The following is a 13,300-nucleotide window of genomic DNA, read 5'->3' as shown; positions in this document are numbered from 1 at the left end:
CGGAACGGCAGGTCAGCCATCCGATCGAGTGAAGCGGAACGACATCGACCCGTCCTGTCAGATACCGTCCCAGCAGGCCCTGGAGAACCGCCTACCTTGCTGATCAGTGGCTTCCCGGCGCCCGCCTGACCAATGCGGCGCAAGGTGACGCCAGTTCGCATCGGATGCGATACGCGCCGGTTCCGAGATACGCGCCAAAGGGGCAACGGGATGATCTTGAAGCCCTGATCCGATCGGATTTACGTGCGGCGACGTGCAGCGGGGTCGCGTTCGGCGACGTGCCGGGCGACCGAGTCGACGCCGGGGCGGGCGTACCGCTCCAGGGAGCGGACGGAGGCGTGGCGGGAGCGGGCCAGCAGCATCGGGGTGGAGGTGCCGTCCTCCGCGTCGTGCGTCAGGGCACTGTGCCGTAGCCGGTGAAGCGTCCAGCCGTCCAGGTCCTCGATGTCGTCGGGTGAGGCGAGGGGGTTGGCCAGGAGCCTGGTGTTCTCCTCGAAGATCTCCTCAGCGCGCCGGTAGGAGAGCCGGGCCCGGCCGGTCTCCGGGCACACGTCGAGCGTCGGGGTTCCGGCCGGGGCCTTGCGGTCGGTGAGGAACAGCGGGCCGCGGGTACGGCGGGCGATGAGTCGGGGCAGGAGCTGGGCGGTGCCGGACTGCCAGTGAATCCACTCGGTCGCCCCGCCCTTGGCGGTGATCTTCCCGCGCTTGTCCTGCGGGTAGAGGTCTTCCACGTTGAGGCACAGCACCTCGTCGGCCCGCGCGGCGGACTCGTAGAGCATCTTCCACTGGGTCTTCTCCCGCAGCGCGACGTCGAGGCGCCACAGGGCGGCGATCTGGCTCTCCGCGAGAGCCTTGGTACGGTCGGGCGGCGCCGGCCGCCGCTCGATGCCGATCGTGGGGTCGCCTTCGATCCAGCCTTGGCGCTGCACCAGCCGATCGCCTTGCGCGCGATGGACAGCTCCCGGTTGACGGTGTCGGCGTCCATCACGTCCGCCCGCGCCGCCGCCAGTTCGGCCAGCACCTCCGGCAGCGCCGGGTCGTCGATCGCGGCGACGGGGAAGACGGGCGGCTTCGCGCCTCGGCGGGCGGGTCCGGTTGGCGCCGGTTCGCCGGCGAGCAACCACCCCCAGGTCGTCAGCGAGATCCGGTAGATCCGCGCGGAGGACTTCGCGATGCCCGCGCCGGTGAGGTACCGCTCGACCGCCGCGGTGTACGACGCGGGCGGGGCGGACAGAGGTACGACCCGAGCACACGGCAGCCGAAGCGCGCCCCCGCTTCCGAGTTCGGTCACTGGTTCGATCGTCACGCCGCCCACCCCCTGACACTGCCGCAGTAAATGCGTACACCTCGCCCCGGCGGCCGGAATGGCCCGCCGCAGGTCGCGGTGATCACGGTAGGGGCTCTGTCGCGGTAAATCCGGCATTTACTGCGGCAGTTGCGAACGCGTTTCCGCGATCGAGCATCCGCCCGAATGCGGTTCTGTTGTGCGGACTTGAGGGGAGGGGACTGTCAGTGCCCGGCGCCAGCATGCTTACCTGGGACATGCCCCAGATCCTCCGTCACGGGCAGGCACTCGGCGAGCAGGTCGACGACGTCGCGCCAGGCGCGCTGCGCGTGCCGTGGGTGGTAGCCGACGCCGGGGACCACAGGGTGGCCGACCGGCGGGTGGTGGAAGGCGTGCAAGGCGCCGCCGTAGACCGCGAGGCGCCAGTCGACGCCCGCGGCTTGCATCTCAGCGGTGAACGCGTCCCGTTGCGCGGGCGGCATGATCGGGTCTTCCGACCCGACCCCGGCCCACACCGGGCAGCAAATGCGCGCCGCCTCGCCCGGTCGGCCCGTGGTCAGTGCGTTGACTGTCCCGATCGCACGCAGGCTGACGCCGCCGCGCCCGAGTTCCAGCCCGACGGCGCCCCCGGTGCCGTAGCCGACGGCGGCGATCCGGTCGGGGTCGGTCCGCGGTTCGGTGCGCAACACGTCGAGCGCCGCATGGCCGATGCCCCGCATCCGGTCGGGATCAGCGAGCAGCGGCAGGCAACGGGCCAGCATCTCCTCGGGGTCGCCCAAATAGCGCCCGCCGTGAAGGTCGAAGGCCAGCGCTATATATCCCAGTTCGGCGAGAGCATCGGCCCGGCGGCGCTCGACGTCGCTGAGCCCCATGCCCTCTGGTCCGAGCAGCACCGCGGGCCGGCGGTCGACACCGGCCGGGAGCGCGAGGTGCCCGATCATCGTCAAACCGTCGGCCGGATACTCGACCGTACGCGTCGTAATCGTCGTCATGAGACTGGACTGTAGTGATCGTCGAGCCCGGTCCGGCTGGTGTTCTGCCGCTGGCAGAACAGCGCGGGTATCCCTCTGAAATACGGCGAGGGCTCACGAGAACCGTCACAAACCCCGTCCCCACGGCAGCGCTATCGGATCACCTGCCCAGGCCACGGTGTTGGAGGCTGACCCTCACAGCAGGATTCTGGGGTATACCGGCCCGCTCCCGTGAAGGGCGTCACCAGCTAGTTCACCTCACGGTTCAGGCGGCCTGGCCGAGGCCGGCGGGGGTCAGGTCCTGCTCGCGCAGCGGGGTGAAGTCGACGTCGAGTTTCGGGTCGTACGCCTCGGGCTGGATGCCGAGTTCGTGGGTGCTGTACTCGCCGAACCGGTTGATGTGTTCGGTCAGGTACGGCGAGATGTGCGCTAGGTCTTCCGGGTCGATCTCCCAGCCCTCCTCCAGCAGCTGCCGCACGATCTCCGCGATGTCCAGGGCGTTGTGGAAGATCACCGCGTTCGTGAGCAGCGCGTTGAACTTCATCGCCTTCTCCTGCTCGATGGGGTCGTTGTCGGCGATGACGCCGCGGTTGCCGAAGCCGATCCACTGGGAGAACCGGTTGAACGACTCGACCTTGTTGGTCGCCGCGGTCACCCGTCGGCGCAGCGGCGCGTCGGAGAGGTAGCGCAGCAGCTGCACGGTGCGGATCACGCGGCCGACCTCGCGGAAGGCGGCGTAGGTGGCATTCTTTCGCGACCCGGAGCGCAGGCGCTTGAGCAGTGTGGAGGAGGAGATGGTGCCCTCGCGTACGGAGACGGCCACGCGCATCAGGTGGCGGAACTGGGACTCGATCAGGTCGAAGTCGATGATGTTCTTGCCCGGCTCCCCGAACAGGGCGTCGATGTGCACGTACTCGCTCTGCTTGGAGGGCCGGTAGAAGGTCAGTTCCTTCCAGTTTCTGAGCCTGGGCATCAGGTCGAAGCCCAGGAGGTGGGCGAGCGCAAAGACAGGGAAGCTCTGGCCCTGCGTATCCGCGTGCACGGTGGTCGGCTGCACCTCGCTGGTGTTCTTCAGCAGGCCCTCGATGATGTAGACGGCCTCCCAGACGCCGCACGGGATGAAGTGTGAACAGCGCGATGTAGGTGTCCGAGACGTGGTGGTAGGCGATGCCGCCCGGCTTGCCGTACCGCACGCTCGTCTCGGAGAGCAGGTTGTCGAGGTACGTGTCCATGTGGGTGCCGTCCGCCGCGACGGCGGTCCCGTCGCCCCACGCCTGCGAGATGTCCAGGCGGGCGTGCGCGTTCACCAGGTCGGCGACCGCCTCGTTCAGCAGCACGATCGAGAAGTGCTTGTTGGCGACGTACGACAGCTCGTGTCCGCTCACGCCGGGGATGTGCCGGGCGGCCTCGTACGGGCCCATGTTGGTGCCCTTGACGAACGTGACGATCACATAGCGGCCCAAGGGGGCGGTGAGCTTGGGCTCGTTGCCGGACGGCGGGCCGAAACGGCGCCACCACTCCACCCAGTACGCGGTCCGGGCCACGATGCCCATCAGGGAACGCTCCGGCATCCTGGCCTTGATCTCCTGCTCCAGCCGCTTCGCCGAGGGCCGCTGGCCGTCAGCGTCCATGATTGATATGCGAAGGGGCCGTGCCGCGTAGAACGCCAGCTTCGCTTCGGCCGCGGGAACGTGACTGGAAAGGACCCTGGGTGCGCTATCGCGACGTTCCTGGCCTGTCGGGGGCGGCGAATGCAGCCGTCCGCATGCTCGAACGAGAGCGGCTGGCGCCGGGGGTTGTGTCTGTCGCGCTGAGTGTGTGGGCTGTCCGCGTCCATGGCACCAAACGCCGGTGGAGGTGTTGGGAAGCCGAGTTCACCTGCCCGTGCTGCGGCGAGGGCTGGGCCCGGGACAAGCTGCAAGAGGCTCTGTCCCTGCTGCCGCCGAGAGCCGCCACCGAACTCCGGGTGCAGATCGAGCACCTGGATGAGGTGCTACTCAGACGAACGCATCACGAACCCATGGCAGATTCGGAGTTGGCGTGGTGGCATCGCCGGTGCTGACCGTGCCCATGCCGTCCACTGAGTCGTTGTCTCTTGCTATGACTGGTCGGAGGATCTGACAGAGGCGGAGTGGCGACGTCTGGAGCCGTTCCTGCCAGTGGGCAACAACCACTGCCTGGCGGTGGCGCGACCACCGCCAATTGGTCAACGGCATCCTGCACCGGGTCCGGACCGAAGTGCAGTGGCGGGACCTGCCCGAACGCTATGGGCCGTGGAAGACCGTCTATGAGCGCCATCGCCGCTGGTCGGCCGACGGAACCTGGGAGCGGCTACTCCAACAGGTGCAGGCCCGGGCCGATGCCGCCGGCGGGATCGACTGGGACGTCTCGGTCGACTCCACCTCGATCCGTGCCCACCAGCACGCGGCCACTGGCGCCAGGGTGTCCAGGCCGCCGTCATCTACGCCCGCGAGCACCTGAACGCACTTATCCAGCACGTCCGCTCCTTTGCGTCCCTGGAAGCGGCGCCATCGACGGCGGAAGCGGGTGGTGGCAGCCTGTTCCGTACCCTGGGGGCATGCGCATGCGCCCCACTCTGAGCTGGGCCCCTACCGAGGACCTGTCGCCGGGCACCACGGATTTGGAGCCGGTCACCGATGCGCTGAGCACCGGCGGTGTGCTGGTGCTCAGCGGGGCGGGCATCTCCACGGAGTCGGGCATCCCCGACTACCGGGGCGAGGGCGGGAGCCTGAGCCGGCACACCCCGATGACCTACCAGGACTTCACCGCCAGCGCCCAGGCCCGGCGCCGGTACTGGGCGCGCAGCCACCTCGGCTGGCGCACCTTCGGCCGCGCCCGCCCCAACGCCGGGCACCGGGCCGTGGCCGCGTTCGGGCGGCACGGCCTGCTCTCGGGTGTGATCACCCAGAACGTCGACGGCCTGCACCAGGCCGCCGGCAGCGAGGACGTCGTGGAACTCCACGGAAGCCTGGGCCGGGCCGTCTGCCTTTCCTGCGGCGCCTTCACCTTGCGCCGCGAGCTCGCCCGACAGCTGGAGGACGCCAATGTGGACTTCGGGCCGGTGGCCGCCGCGATCAACCCTGACGGTGACGCCGACCTCACCGACGAGCAGGTCGGAGACTTCCGCGTGGTGTCCTGCACGGTCTGCGGCGGCATCCTCAAACCAGACGTGGTGTTCTTCGGCGAAGCCGTGCCCCCGCGGCGGGTCGAGCACTGCCGCAAACTGGTCCGTGAGGCGGCCTCGCTGCTGGTCCTGGGCTCCTCACTCACGGTGATGTCCGGGCTCCGGTTCGTCCGCCAGGCGGCCCAGACCGGAAAACCGGTGCTGATCGTCAACCGGGACCCGACCCGGGGCGACCGGCACTCCGTCACCCGCATCGCGCTGCCGCTGGGAACGGCCCTCACCACTGTGGCCGGCCAACTGGGCATCCCTGTCAACGACGAGACGACCGGGCCTGCATAAGGGGTGACGGCGGTGGGGCGTCACCAGGGTTCATCGCGCCGGCCCCTTGGGCCGAAGACCGGGTGTGCGAAACCCTCCAGAATCTTGACGGCGTCATCCGGATCCATCTGCTCGTCTTCACTGCCTCGATGAACCACAGGACGTCGACCAGAGCCTCAGCCAGGACGCGGGTCAAAGACGGGTACAGAGGCACCAACACCGTCTCTCAGCAGGTCAACGACAGCATCCGTCCAGCCCACCACTCACAGCTGACATCACGGCCAGTCAGCCCTTCACGGAAGTTGAGCCAGAAACTGGGAGCGGGCAACGTGTGCCGACCGGTAGCACTCAGCGATCACAGGGCCCGAAAATGACAACGCTGCGGCAGCGTAGGCCACGGGACCGCATCTCGTGCAGTCCCGACTGGGCGTATCGGACACGGGGAGCCCGGAATCGGCGGCGCTCGGACCGATGAGATTTCGGGCGGCATGATGTCTCAGGAGGAAAGGACGGACACGTCCCCTACCCAAGAGAGAGTGGTGCGCGATGAGATTGGTACTGCAGGAGTTCCTGTCGCTGGACGGCGTCTACCAGGGCCCGGGGTCCCCGGACGAGGACACCAGTGACGGGTTCACCCAGGGCGGCTGGTTCGTGCCGCACATGGACGAGGCGTTCGAACGGCAGGCCGGCACCTGGCTCGGCACGGCGGATGCGTTCCTGTTCGGCCGCCGTACCTACGTCAACTTCGCACGGGACTGGCCGAAGATGACCGAACACCCGTTCGCCAACACCTTGAACGGCCTGCCGAAGTACGTCGCCTCCCACAGCCTGGTCAAGGCCGAGTGGGACCCGACCACGATCCTGTCCGGCGATATCCCCGCCCAGGTCGCCGAACTGAAGCGGCAGCCCGGCCGCGAGCTACAGATCCACGGCAGCGCCCGGCTGGCCCAGTCCCTGCTGGCCGCCGGGCTGATCGACGAACTGCGCCTCGTGATCGCCCCGGTGGTCGTGGGCAAAGGCCGCCGCCTGTTCCCGGACGGCGGTGCCCCGGCCGGCCTACGACTCCTGAGCAATGAGACGACACCGGGTGGACTGGCGATTCACGTATACGAATCGACAGGACTTCCGGAGTACGGGACCTACGGGGCCGACGCGTAGGCACACCTGCTGCACCGGACAGAGTGCCCTCCCCTACGGCGGAGGCCGAACCTCAGACTGGCGCCGCGACCGGCATGAACGCCAACATCCGCGCGCCGGCGACGACCCTTCACTGCTCGTCGACAGCCTGGTGGCCGTCCGAGCCGGTCAGGTTCCGGCCCTCGCCGGACACTGCCAAACTCCCCAGGATCGCGAGCAGCTCGGCGCTGCGGCTGCCCGGTTCGGCGTGGAAGACTTTGAGGACCAGGCCGTCCGTGCCGACGATGGCCAGTTTGTTGGCGTGCAGCTCGAGGTCGCCGACCTTCGGATGGCGCAGTCGGCTGACACGCGCCTGCTTGGGGTGCACATCGTGACGGCCCCACAGACGGCGGAAGCGCTCACTGCGTACGGACAGCTCGCCCACGAGCTCCGTCAGGCGAGGATCGTCGACGTCGGGCCCGACGTTGGCCCGCAGGGCGGCGATCAGCGCCTCGGTCAGTTCCTCCCAGTCCCGCAGCAGTTTCCGTTCGCTCTCGTCGAGGAGGAGGGCCCTCAGGAGGTTGACGCCGACGGAGTAGTTCGGGGACAGGGCCGTCGCCAGCGCGTTGGCGGCGAGCACATCGGTGAACTTGTTCTCGACGTACGCGGGATTGCTCGTCCAGCCCTCCATGAGCTGAAGGATGCCGGGCGGCACAGGCTCAGGTTTGCGTGAAGCCCGTCCACGGTCCGTTGGGCGGGCCGGCCGGCGGGCTCGGGAGGGTCGGGCCTGGGTCAGGCCGATCAGGTGCGTGGTGGCGTCCGCGTCCAGGTTCAGGACGTCGGCCAGGGCTTCAAGGACCTGAAGCGACGGATTGCGGTCGCGGCCCTGCTCCAGGCGCAGGTAGTAGTCGGCGCTGATCCCGGCGAGCATCGCGACCTCCTCGCGACGCAGTCCCGGGACGCGCCGGAGTCCGCCACCGCGGATTCCGGCGTCCTCGGGCCGGACCAGCGCCCGCCGGGCGCGCAGAAACTCGCCGAGAGCATTCGTGCCATCCATGCCCCAACCCTAGGTCCGTACCGGCGCGGGTGCCTGTCCCTGTCACTCCCAGGAACAGTGGGGTACTGCCGAGCGCGGCCGGACGCGCGCACAGTCGACACCGGACAAGCTGTCCACACAGGCACAGAGCGGAAGGCACCCCATGACCGACACCACTCCCGGCGGAACGCTCACCCTCGCCGACGACCTGATCCTCAGCCGTATGGGATACGGCGCCATGCAGCTGGCGGGACCCACCGTGTTCGGGCCGCCCAAGGACCGGGACGAAGCCGTCGCGGTGCTGCGGGAGGCCGTCGAGCGGGGCATCACGCACATCGACACCAGCGACTACTACGGGCCCGCCGTCGTCAACGAGATCATCAGGGAAGCCCTGCACCCCTACCCCGCGGACCTGCGCATCGTGACCAAGGTCGGCAGCCGTCGCGGCGACGACGGCAGCTGGAACATCTCGCGGGACCCCCAGGACCTCAAGGCTCAGGTCCACGAGAACCTCCAGCACCTCGGCGTGGACGCGCTCGACGTGGTGAACCTGCGCCTCGGTTCCAACGAGGGGCAGACGGACGAGGAGGCGATCGGCGAAATGTTCGGCGCGCTGGCCGAGCTGCAGAAGGAAGGTCTGATCCGCCACCTCGGACTCAGTGCTGCCTCCGATACCCAGCTCACCGAGGCGCAGGCCATCGCCCCGGTCGTCACGATGCAGAACCTCTACAACCTGGCCAACCGCCAGGACGACGCCCTCGTCGACCGGTGCGCGGCACAGAACATCGCCTTCACCCCGTTCTTCCCCTTGGGCGGCTTCTCCCCGTTGCAGTCACAGACCCTGACCGACGTCGCCGCCCGCCTGGACGCCACACCCCAGCAGGTCGCCCTGGCCTGGCTGCTGCAGCGCTCGGCCACCATCGCCCTCATTCCGGGCACCTCCTCGCGCGCACACCTGCGCGAGAACATCGCCGCCGCAGACCTGACGCTACCGGCGGACGCGGTCGCGGAACTCAACACGATCGGCGGCTGACACGGAAGCAAGGAAAGCCCCAGGCGGCATCGACAACCCATCTGCGAGGGCTGTCGTCGGCACCTGACGGTCAGGAGTCGGGAATGCCGGTCTGCTGCTCGGCTGCCGGGCACCACCGCCCTCCTTGGCCCATTGAGCAGTCCACAGTGCTGCCAGTTCTTTGCTTGGGCGGACGATTCCGAGCGCGGTATCTGGCGAGCGGTGCCAACTCAGGTACTCAGTCACAGATGTCGTGGTCGGCCCGCCAAGCTGGGCGGCGGCAGCTCTCTCCAAACCGATCCCCTCCGGATGCGGGCCGGTCCGGCCGACGTGAGGATCGGATTACGGGCGGTGGCCCGGCCGCGCTCGCTTCATGTGGCGCTTCCGGTCACTTCCGGCTCACACCGCCAAGGGGGCCTGGAGGTAAGCATGCCGAGGCCCCTGTGGAGCGGTGCCATCAGCTTCGGGCTGGTCACGATCCCGATCAAGGTCGTCTCCGCGACGGAGGACCGTGCGATCCACTTCCACCAGGTCCACCTGGAGGACATGGGCCGCGTCCGTACCCGGAAGCTCTGCCAGGTCGACGGCAAGGTCGTGCCGCAGGAGGAGATCGGCGAGGGCTACGAGATCGGCAAGGACCAGACCGGCCCGGTGACCGACGACGAGCTCGACCAGATGCCCCTGCCGACCGCGAACGCCATCGAGATCGTCGCGTTCGTCGACGCCGACACGATCGATCCGATCCGGATCAGCGACTCCTACTACCTCGCGATCGACGGCCAGGTCGCCGCCAAGCCGTACACGCTCCTGAGGAAGGCGCTGGAGCGCTCGGACAAGGTCGCGGTCGCGAAATTCGCCTGGCACAACCGTGAGCGCCTCGGCCTCAGTCCCGAATCGGCCGCGCCGAAGGAGGTGGACCTGGACGAGGAGGAGATCGAGCGGGCCGTCCAGCTGGCCGACACCATGGCGCTGGACGACATCAGCGGTTTCCGGGACGCGTACCGCGATGCTCTGGAGGAGCTGATCGAGGCGAAGTCCGAGGGCAAGCCCCTCCCCGAGCCGGCCGAGGGCGAGGAAGCGAAGTCCGGGCAGGTCGTGGACCTGATGGCCGCCCTGAACCCCTCCGTGATGGCGGCGAAGGAATCCCGCGGCGAGGACACCGGGGAGGGCGGGGACGCGACGGTCCATGCGATGCGGCCCAGTAAGAAGACGGCCGCGAAGAAGACCACGGGCAGGAAGACGGCGGTGAAGAAGCGCAGTGCCTGCTGACCCAGCGGCGGCCCTCCCCCGCTTCGCCCCGATGCTCGCCACACCAGGCCCCCTCCCGCCCCCAGCACTCCAGGATGGATTCGGGTTCGAGGTCAAGCAGGACGGCCAGCGGGCCATGATCTACCTGCCCGGCGACGGGACCGTAATCCTGCGATCGCGGTCCGGAGCAGACATCACCGCGGCGTACCCCGAATTCACAGCCCTCGGCTCAGCCATTGGCCGGCCAGCTGTCCTGGACGGTGAGATCGTCGCCTTCGATGACCAGGGGCGCAGTGATTTCGAGCGGCTGCAGTCCCGGATGGGGCTGTCCGGATCACCCGCGAAAGCGGCCCGGATGGCACAACAGGTACCCGCCCACCTCATCCTCTTCGACATCGTCTTCCTTGACGCGAGGACCATCACGAAGATGCCCTGCTCCGAGCGGCACAGTGTGCTCGAAGGGCTCGGGCTCACGGGTACGCACTGGTCGACACCCGCGTCGGTCGTCGGCCATGGGACCCAGGCCCTGGAGATGACGAAAGCCGCAGGTCTCGAAGGGCTTGTGGCGAAGCGGCTCACGTCGGTGTACGAGCCGGGGGTGCGCTCCCGTGCGTGGATCAAGATCCGGCACGTCCGGACCCTGGACGTCATCGTCGGTGGATGGGTGCCCGGGCGCGGCCGGCTCGCCGGCCTGCCCGGTGCGCTGCTCGTCGGCGAGCACGACGAGGACGGACTGCGATACGCGGGAAGCGTCGGCACCGGCTGGAGCGACACCGAGCGCGTAACACTGGCCGAACTCCTCCACGCCGCCGCGATCGACCACTGCCCCTTCACCGAGGTGCCGCCGGTGGCCGGGGCGCGGTGGGTGCTGCCGCGCCTGGTCGGCGAGGTCGGCTACGCGACCCGGACCCGGGCCGGGCGCCTGCGCCACCCCTCCTGGCACCGACTACGCCCGGACCTCGCCCCCGACGACATCACCTGACCCCGCCCCCAGCTCTATCCATGGGCAACGCTCGGGTCCGGATCGCAGACCTCAATCTCGGGCCCGGCGGATCGGCGCGCTATGTCGCTCCCTGGAGGCACCTTTTGCCGACGCCGTCGACGAAGGCGCGTCAGTGGTGGTGGCCGTGCCGGCCGATGCGTCCGGTCGAGCCGCTCACCAGTTGGTTCCGTTCGATAGGGCTGACGGGCCGCGACGCGAAGACGATGCGGGCCTACGCGTACACCGTCTTGATGCTGGTCCAGGTCGCCCAGCACGGCGGCCCGTTCTCGGCTGAGGCCCTTACGGAGCTGACAGAAGCCGCCTCAGGACTCGGCGCCCTGGTTGAATCCCCATCCGACCGGCGCTTCACCGTGGACCACTCGGCAGGTTTGGCGACCATCGAGCAGGTGTAGGAGTCCGTCTCCGGCATGTCCTTCATCGGACGCCACCTCCTGAGCAACGTCCCCCGGCGGCTATGCGCTTGAGGGAGACGATGTCGTCACTGGGCTGCACTCCAGCCGATAGCCCATGCCGCGGATCGCATCGATGGTGCAGCAGCTGCCGGACTCGTTGCGCAACCTGTTCCGCACCCGTCTGACGTGGACTGTGAGCGTGTTGCTGTCCAGCACCTCGGCGCCCCAGAGGGCCTGCGTCAGCTCGCCGCGGCTGATGACGCGGTTGTGGTGCTGCATCAGGTAGCGCAGCAGCATGAACTCACGGACCGGCAACTGCAGCGGGCGACCGCGCACATGAACGTGGAAACCAGCCGGATCAAGTTCGATGTCTCCGACAACCAGCGTGTCGGCCGGGCCGTCGCCCGCCTGCCGCCTGCCGACGGTCAGGAAAGGCAGTATTTCCTCAATGCGGTAGGGGCGGGCCACAAAGGCCACTGCGCCGGCGGACAGTGCTGCGGTGGCCTCATCCACCCCGTCCGGACCCGCACCCACGATGACGGGGACCGGGTGCAGGCGTGCGATCAGCTCGGTGACCTGGGCGGCGCCCACGATCGGGAGCGGGGCGCCCAGGAGGACGGCCGCCGGATGGTGGGCACCGACCTGGAGAAGGGCTTCCGCACCGTCGTGGCAAACGGTCACCGAGACGCCCGCACCTTCGAAGCGGGCCATGACCCGGGCGGCGAGCTCGGTGTCGGGCTCGGCCAGGAGCAGACCCGGCCGTGAGCTGTCGTCCTGGCCACCTGTGCGGCGCTGCGGGACGACTACTGGTGGCTGTGGTGCTTCGGGTGTCACCCGTGGTTCTCCTTCACGGTGGCGGGTCGCAAAGGTCGGCCTGGCTGCGGCGGACTGCCGGCTGGTGGACTCAGCCGAAGCGACCGGAGATGTAGTCCTCGGTGCGCTGGTCGGAGGGGTTGGAGAAGAGACGGGCGGTCTCGTCGTACTCGACGAGTCGGCCGTGGCGGACGTCCTTGTCGTCGACGTCCGCCGTGAAGAAAGCTGTTCGGTGCGAAACGCGCGCCGCCTGCTGCATGTTGTGTGTGACGACGATGATCGTGAACTCCTCGGCGAGATGCTCCATGAGGTCCTCGATCTTGGCCGTGGCGATCGGGTCCAGGGCCGAGCATGGTTCGTCCATGAGGATCACCTCTGGCTTCACGGCGATCGTGCGCGCGATGCACAGCCGCTGCTGCTGACCGCCGGAGAGCGCGAGCGCGGAGGTCTTGAGTTTGCCCTTGACCTCGTCCCACAGTGCCGCATGGGTGAGCGTCTCCTCGACAAGGTCGTCCAGGTTGCCCTTGAAGCCGCCGACACGGGGCCCGTACGCGATGTTGTCGTAGATCGACTTGGGGAACGGGTTCGGCTTCTGAAAGACCATGCCGATACGACGCCGGACCTCGATCGGATCCACCTCACGGCCGTACAGATCCTCGTTGTGGTATCGGACCTTGCCTGCCACGCGCGCGCCAGGGACCAGATCGTTCATGCGGTTGAAGCAGCGCAGGACGGTGGACTTGCCACAGCCGGATGGGCCGATCATCGCCGTGATCTGACGGTGGCCGACATTCATGTTCACGTCGCGTACGGCTTCGTGGTCGCCGTAGAAAACCGACAGGCTGCCGACCTCGAAGACCGGGCTGGTCAGCGACGGGGCCTCACGGAAGGCGACCTGGGGGGTCCGGGTGCCGCCGGTGGCATCGGAGGGAGGGGTCATGGCGGTCTCCTGCGGAGAGTC

Annotated in this window: 12 protein-coding genes and 2 pseudogenes; 8 read left to right on the top strand and 6 right to left on the bottom strand. The window is 68.5% G+C overall.

All coding sequences use genetic code 11. From position 1 onward, the window contains the following. Window positions 1–239: 239 nt before the first annotated feature. The gene (locus ACFT7S_RS17345) at window positions 240–929 is read right to left on the bottom strand and encodes a tyrosine-type recombinase/integrase (protein WP_382732449.1); all 690 of its coding nucleotides are present in this window, start codon (window positions 927–929) and stop codon (window positions 240–242) included. 21 nt (window positions 930–950) lie between these two features. On the opposite strand from ACFT7S_RS17345, the gene ACFT7S_RS17340 reads away from it, so the two are divergent. Continuing rightward, on the top strand, window positions 951–1,151 hold the full coding sequence (locus ACFT7S_RS17340) for a hypothetical protein (protein WP_382732447.1): 201 nt from the start codon (window positions 951–953) through the stop codon (window positions 1,149–1,151). A gap of 358 nt (window positions 1,152–1,509) precedes the next feature. Here ACFT7S_RS17340 and ACFT7S_RS17335 read toward each other — a convergent pair whose 3' ends face one another. Beyond that, window positions 1,510–2,277, bottom strand: coding sequence for a dienelactone hydrolase family protein (locus ACFT7S_RS17335; RefSeq protein WP_382732445.1), 768 nt, complete (start codon window positions 2,275–2,277; stop codon window positions 1,510–1,512). Window positions 2,278–2,521: 244 nt separating this feature from the next. Further along, a pseudogene (locus ACFT7S_RS17330) lies at window positions 2,522–3,809 on the bottom strand (transposase). Between the two features lie 588 nt (window positions 3,810–4,397). Here ACFT7S_RS17330 and ACFT7S_RS17325 point away from each other — a divergent pair. From ACFT7S_RS17325 to ACFT7S_RS17315, 3 genes and pseudogenes are all read left to right on the top strand, one after another. After that, window positions 4,398–4,698 (top strand): annotated as a pseudogene (locus ACFT7S_RS17325) (transposase); the annotation flags it as partial. Between the two features lie 136 nt (window positions 4,699–4,834). Then, window positions 4,835–5,740 carry an NAD-dependent protein deacetylase gene (locus tag ACFT7S_RS17320; protein ID WP_382732443.1) on the top strand — a complete coding sequence of 302 codons (906 nt, stop codon included), beginning with the start codon at window positions 4,835–4,837 and terminating at the stop codon, window positions 5,738–5,740. A 525-nt stretch (window positions 5,741–6,265) separates the two neighbouring features. Next, entirely contained in the window at window positions 6,266–6,877 is a 612-nt protein-coding gene (locus tag ACFT7S_RS17315) for a dihydrofolate reductase family protein (RefSeq protein ID WP_382732441.1), read from the top strand. Between the two features lie 109 nt (window positions 6,878–6,986). On the opposite strand, the gene ACFT7S_RS17310 is transcribed toward ACFT7S_RS17315, so the two are convergent. After that, on the bottom strand, window positions 6,987–7,892 hold the full coding sequence (locus ACFT7S_RS17310) for a helix-turn-helix domain-containing protein (protein WP_382732439.1): 906 nt from the start codon (window positions 7,890–7,892) through the stop codon (window positions 6,987–6,989). A gap of 142 nt (window positions 7,893–8,034) precedes the next feature. On the opposite strand from ACFT7S_RS17310, the gene ACFT7S_RS17305 reads away from it, so the two are divergent. From ACFT7S_RS17305 to ACFT7S_RS17290, 4 genes are all read left to right on the top strand, one after another. Further along, window positions 8,035–8,904, top strand: coding sequence for an oxidoreductase (locus ACFT7S_RS17305; protein WP_382732437.1), 870 nt, complete (start codon window positions 8,035–8,037; stop codon window positions 8,902–8,904). Window positions 8,905–9,312: 408 nt separating this feature from the next. After that, entirely contained in the window at window positions 9,313–10,152 is an 840-nt protein-coding gene (locus ACFT7S_RS17300) for a Ku protein (protein WP_382732435.1), read from the top strand. 31 nt (window positions 10,153–10,183) lie between these two features. After that, on the top strand, window positions 10,184–11,113 hold the full coding sequence (locus ACFT7S_RS17295) for an ATP-dependent DNA ligase (RefSeq protein ID WP_382732569.1): 930 nt from the start codon (window positions 10,184–10,186) through the stop codon (window positions 11,111–11,113). 155 nt (window positions 11,114–11,268) lie between these two features. Beyond that, on the top strand, window positions 11,269–11,526 hold the full coding sequence (locus ACFT7S_RS17290; RefSeq protein ID WP_382732433.1) for a hypothetical protein: 258 nt from the start codon (window positions 11,269–11,271) through the stop codon (window positions 11,524–11,526). Window positions 11,527–11,586: 60 nt separating this feature from the next. On the opposite strand, the gene ACFT7S_RS17285 is transcribed toward ACFT7S_RS17290, so the two are convergent. Together ACFT7S_RS17285 and pstB are read right to left on the bottom strand one after the other, a co-directional pair. Continuing rightward, a complete protein-coding gene (locus ACFT7S_RS17285; RefSeq protein WP_382732431.1) occupies window positions 11,587–12,360 on the bottom strand; it encodes a response regulator transcription factor in 774 nt (257 codons plus the stop codon). A gap of 70 nt (window positions 12,361–12,430) precedes the next feature. Next, window positions 12,431–13,279 (bottom strand): phosphate ABC transporter ATP-binding protein PstB, encoded by an 849-nt coding sequence (gene pstB, locus ACFT7S_RS17280; RefSeq protein WP_382732430.1) that lies wholly within the window; start codon window positions 13,277–13,279, stop codon window positions 12,431–12,433. Window positions 13,280–13,300: the final 21 nt, after the last annotated feature.

The sequence above is a fragment of the Streptomyces sp. NPDC057136 genome, assembly GCF_042670885.1.
Classification (GTDB): domain Bacteria; phylum Actinomycetota; class Actinomycetes; order Streptomycetales; family Streptomycetaceae; genus Streptomyces.
Note: the sequence above shows the minus strand (reverse complement) of the source record. Positions and strands in the feature narration are given on the sequence as shown.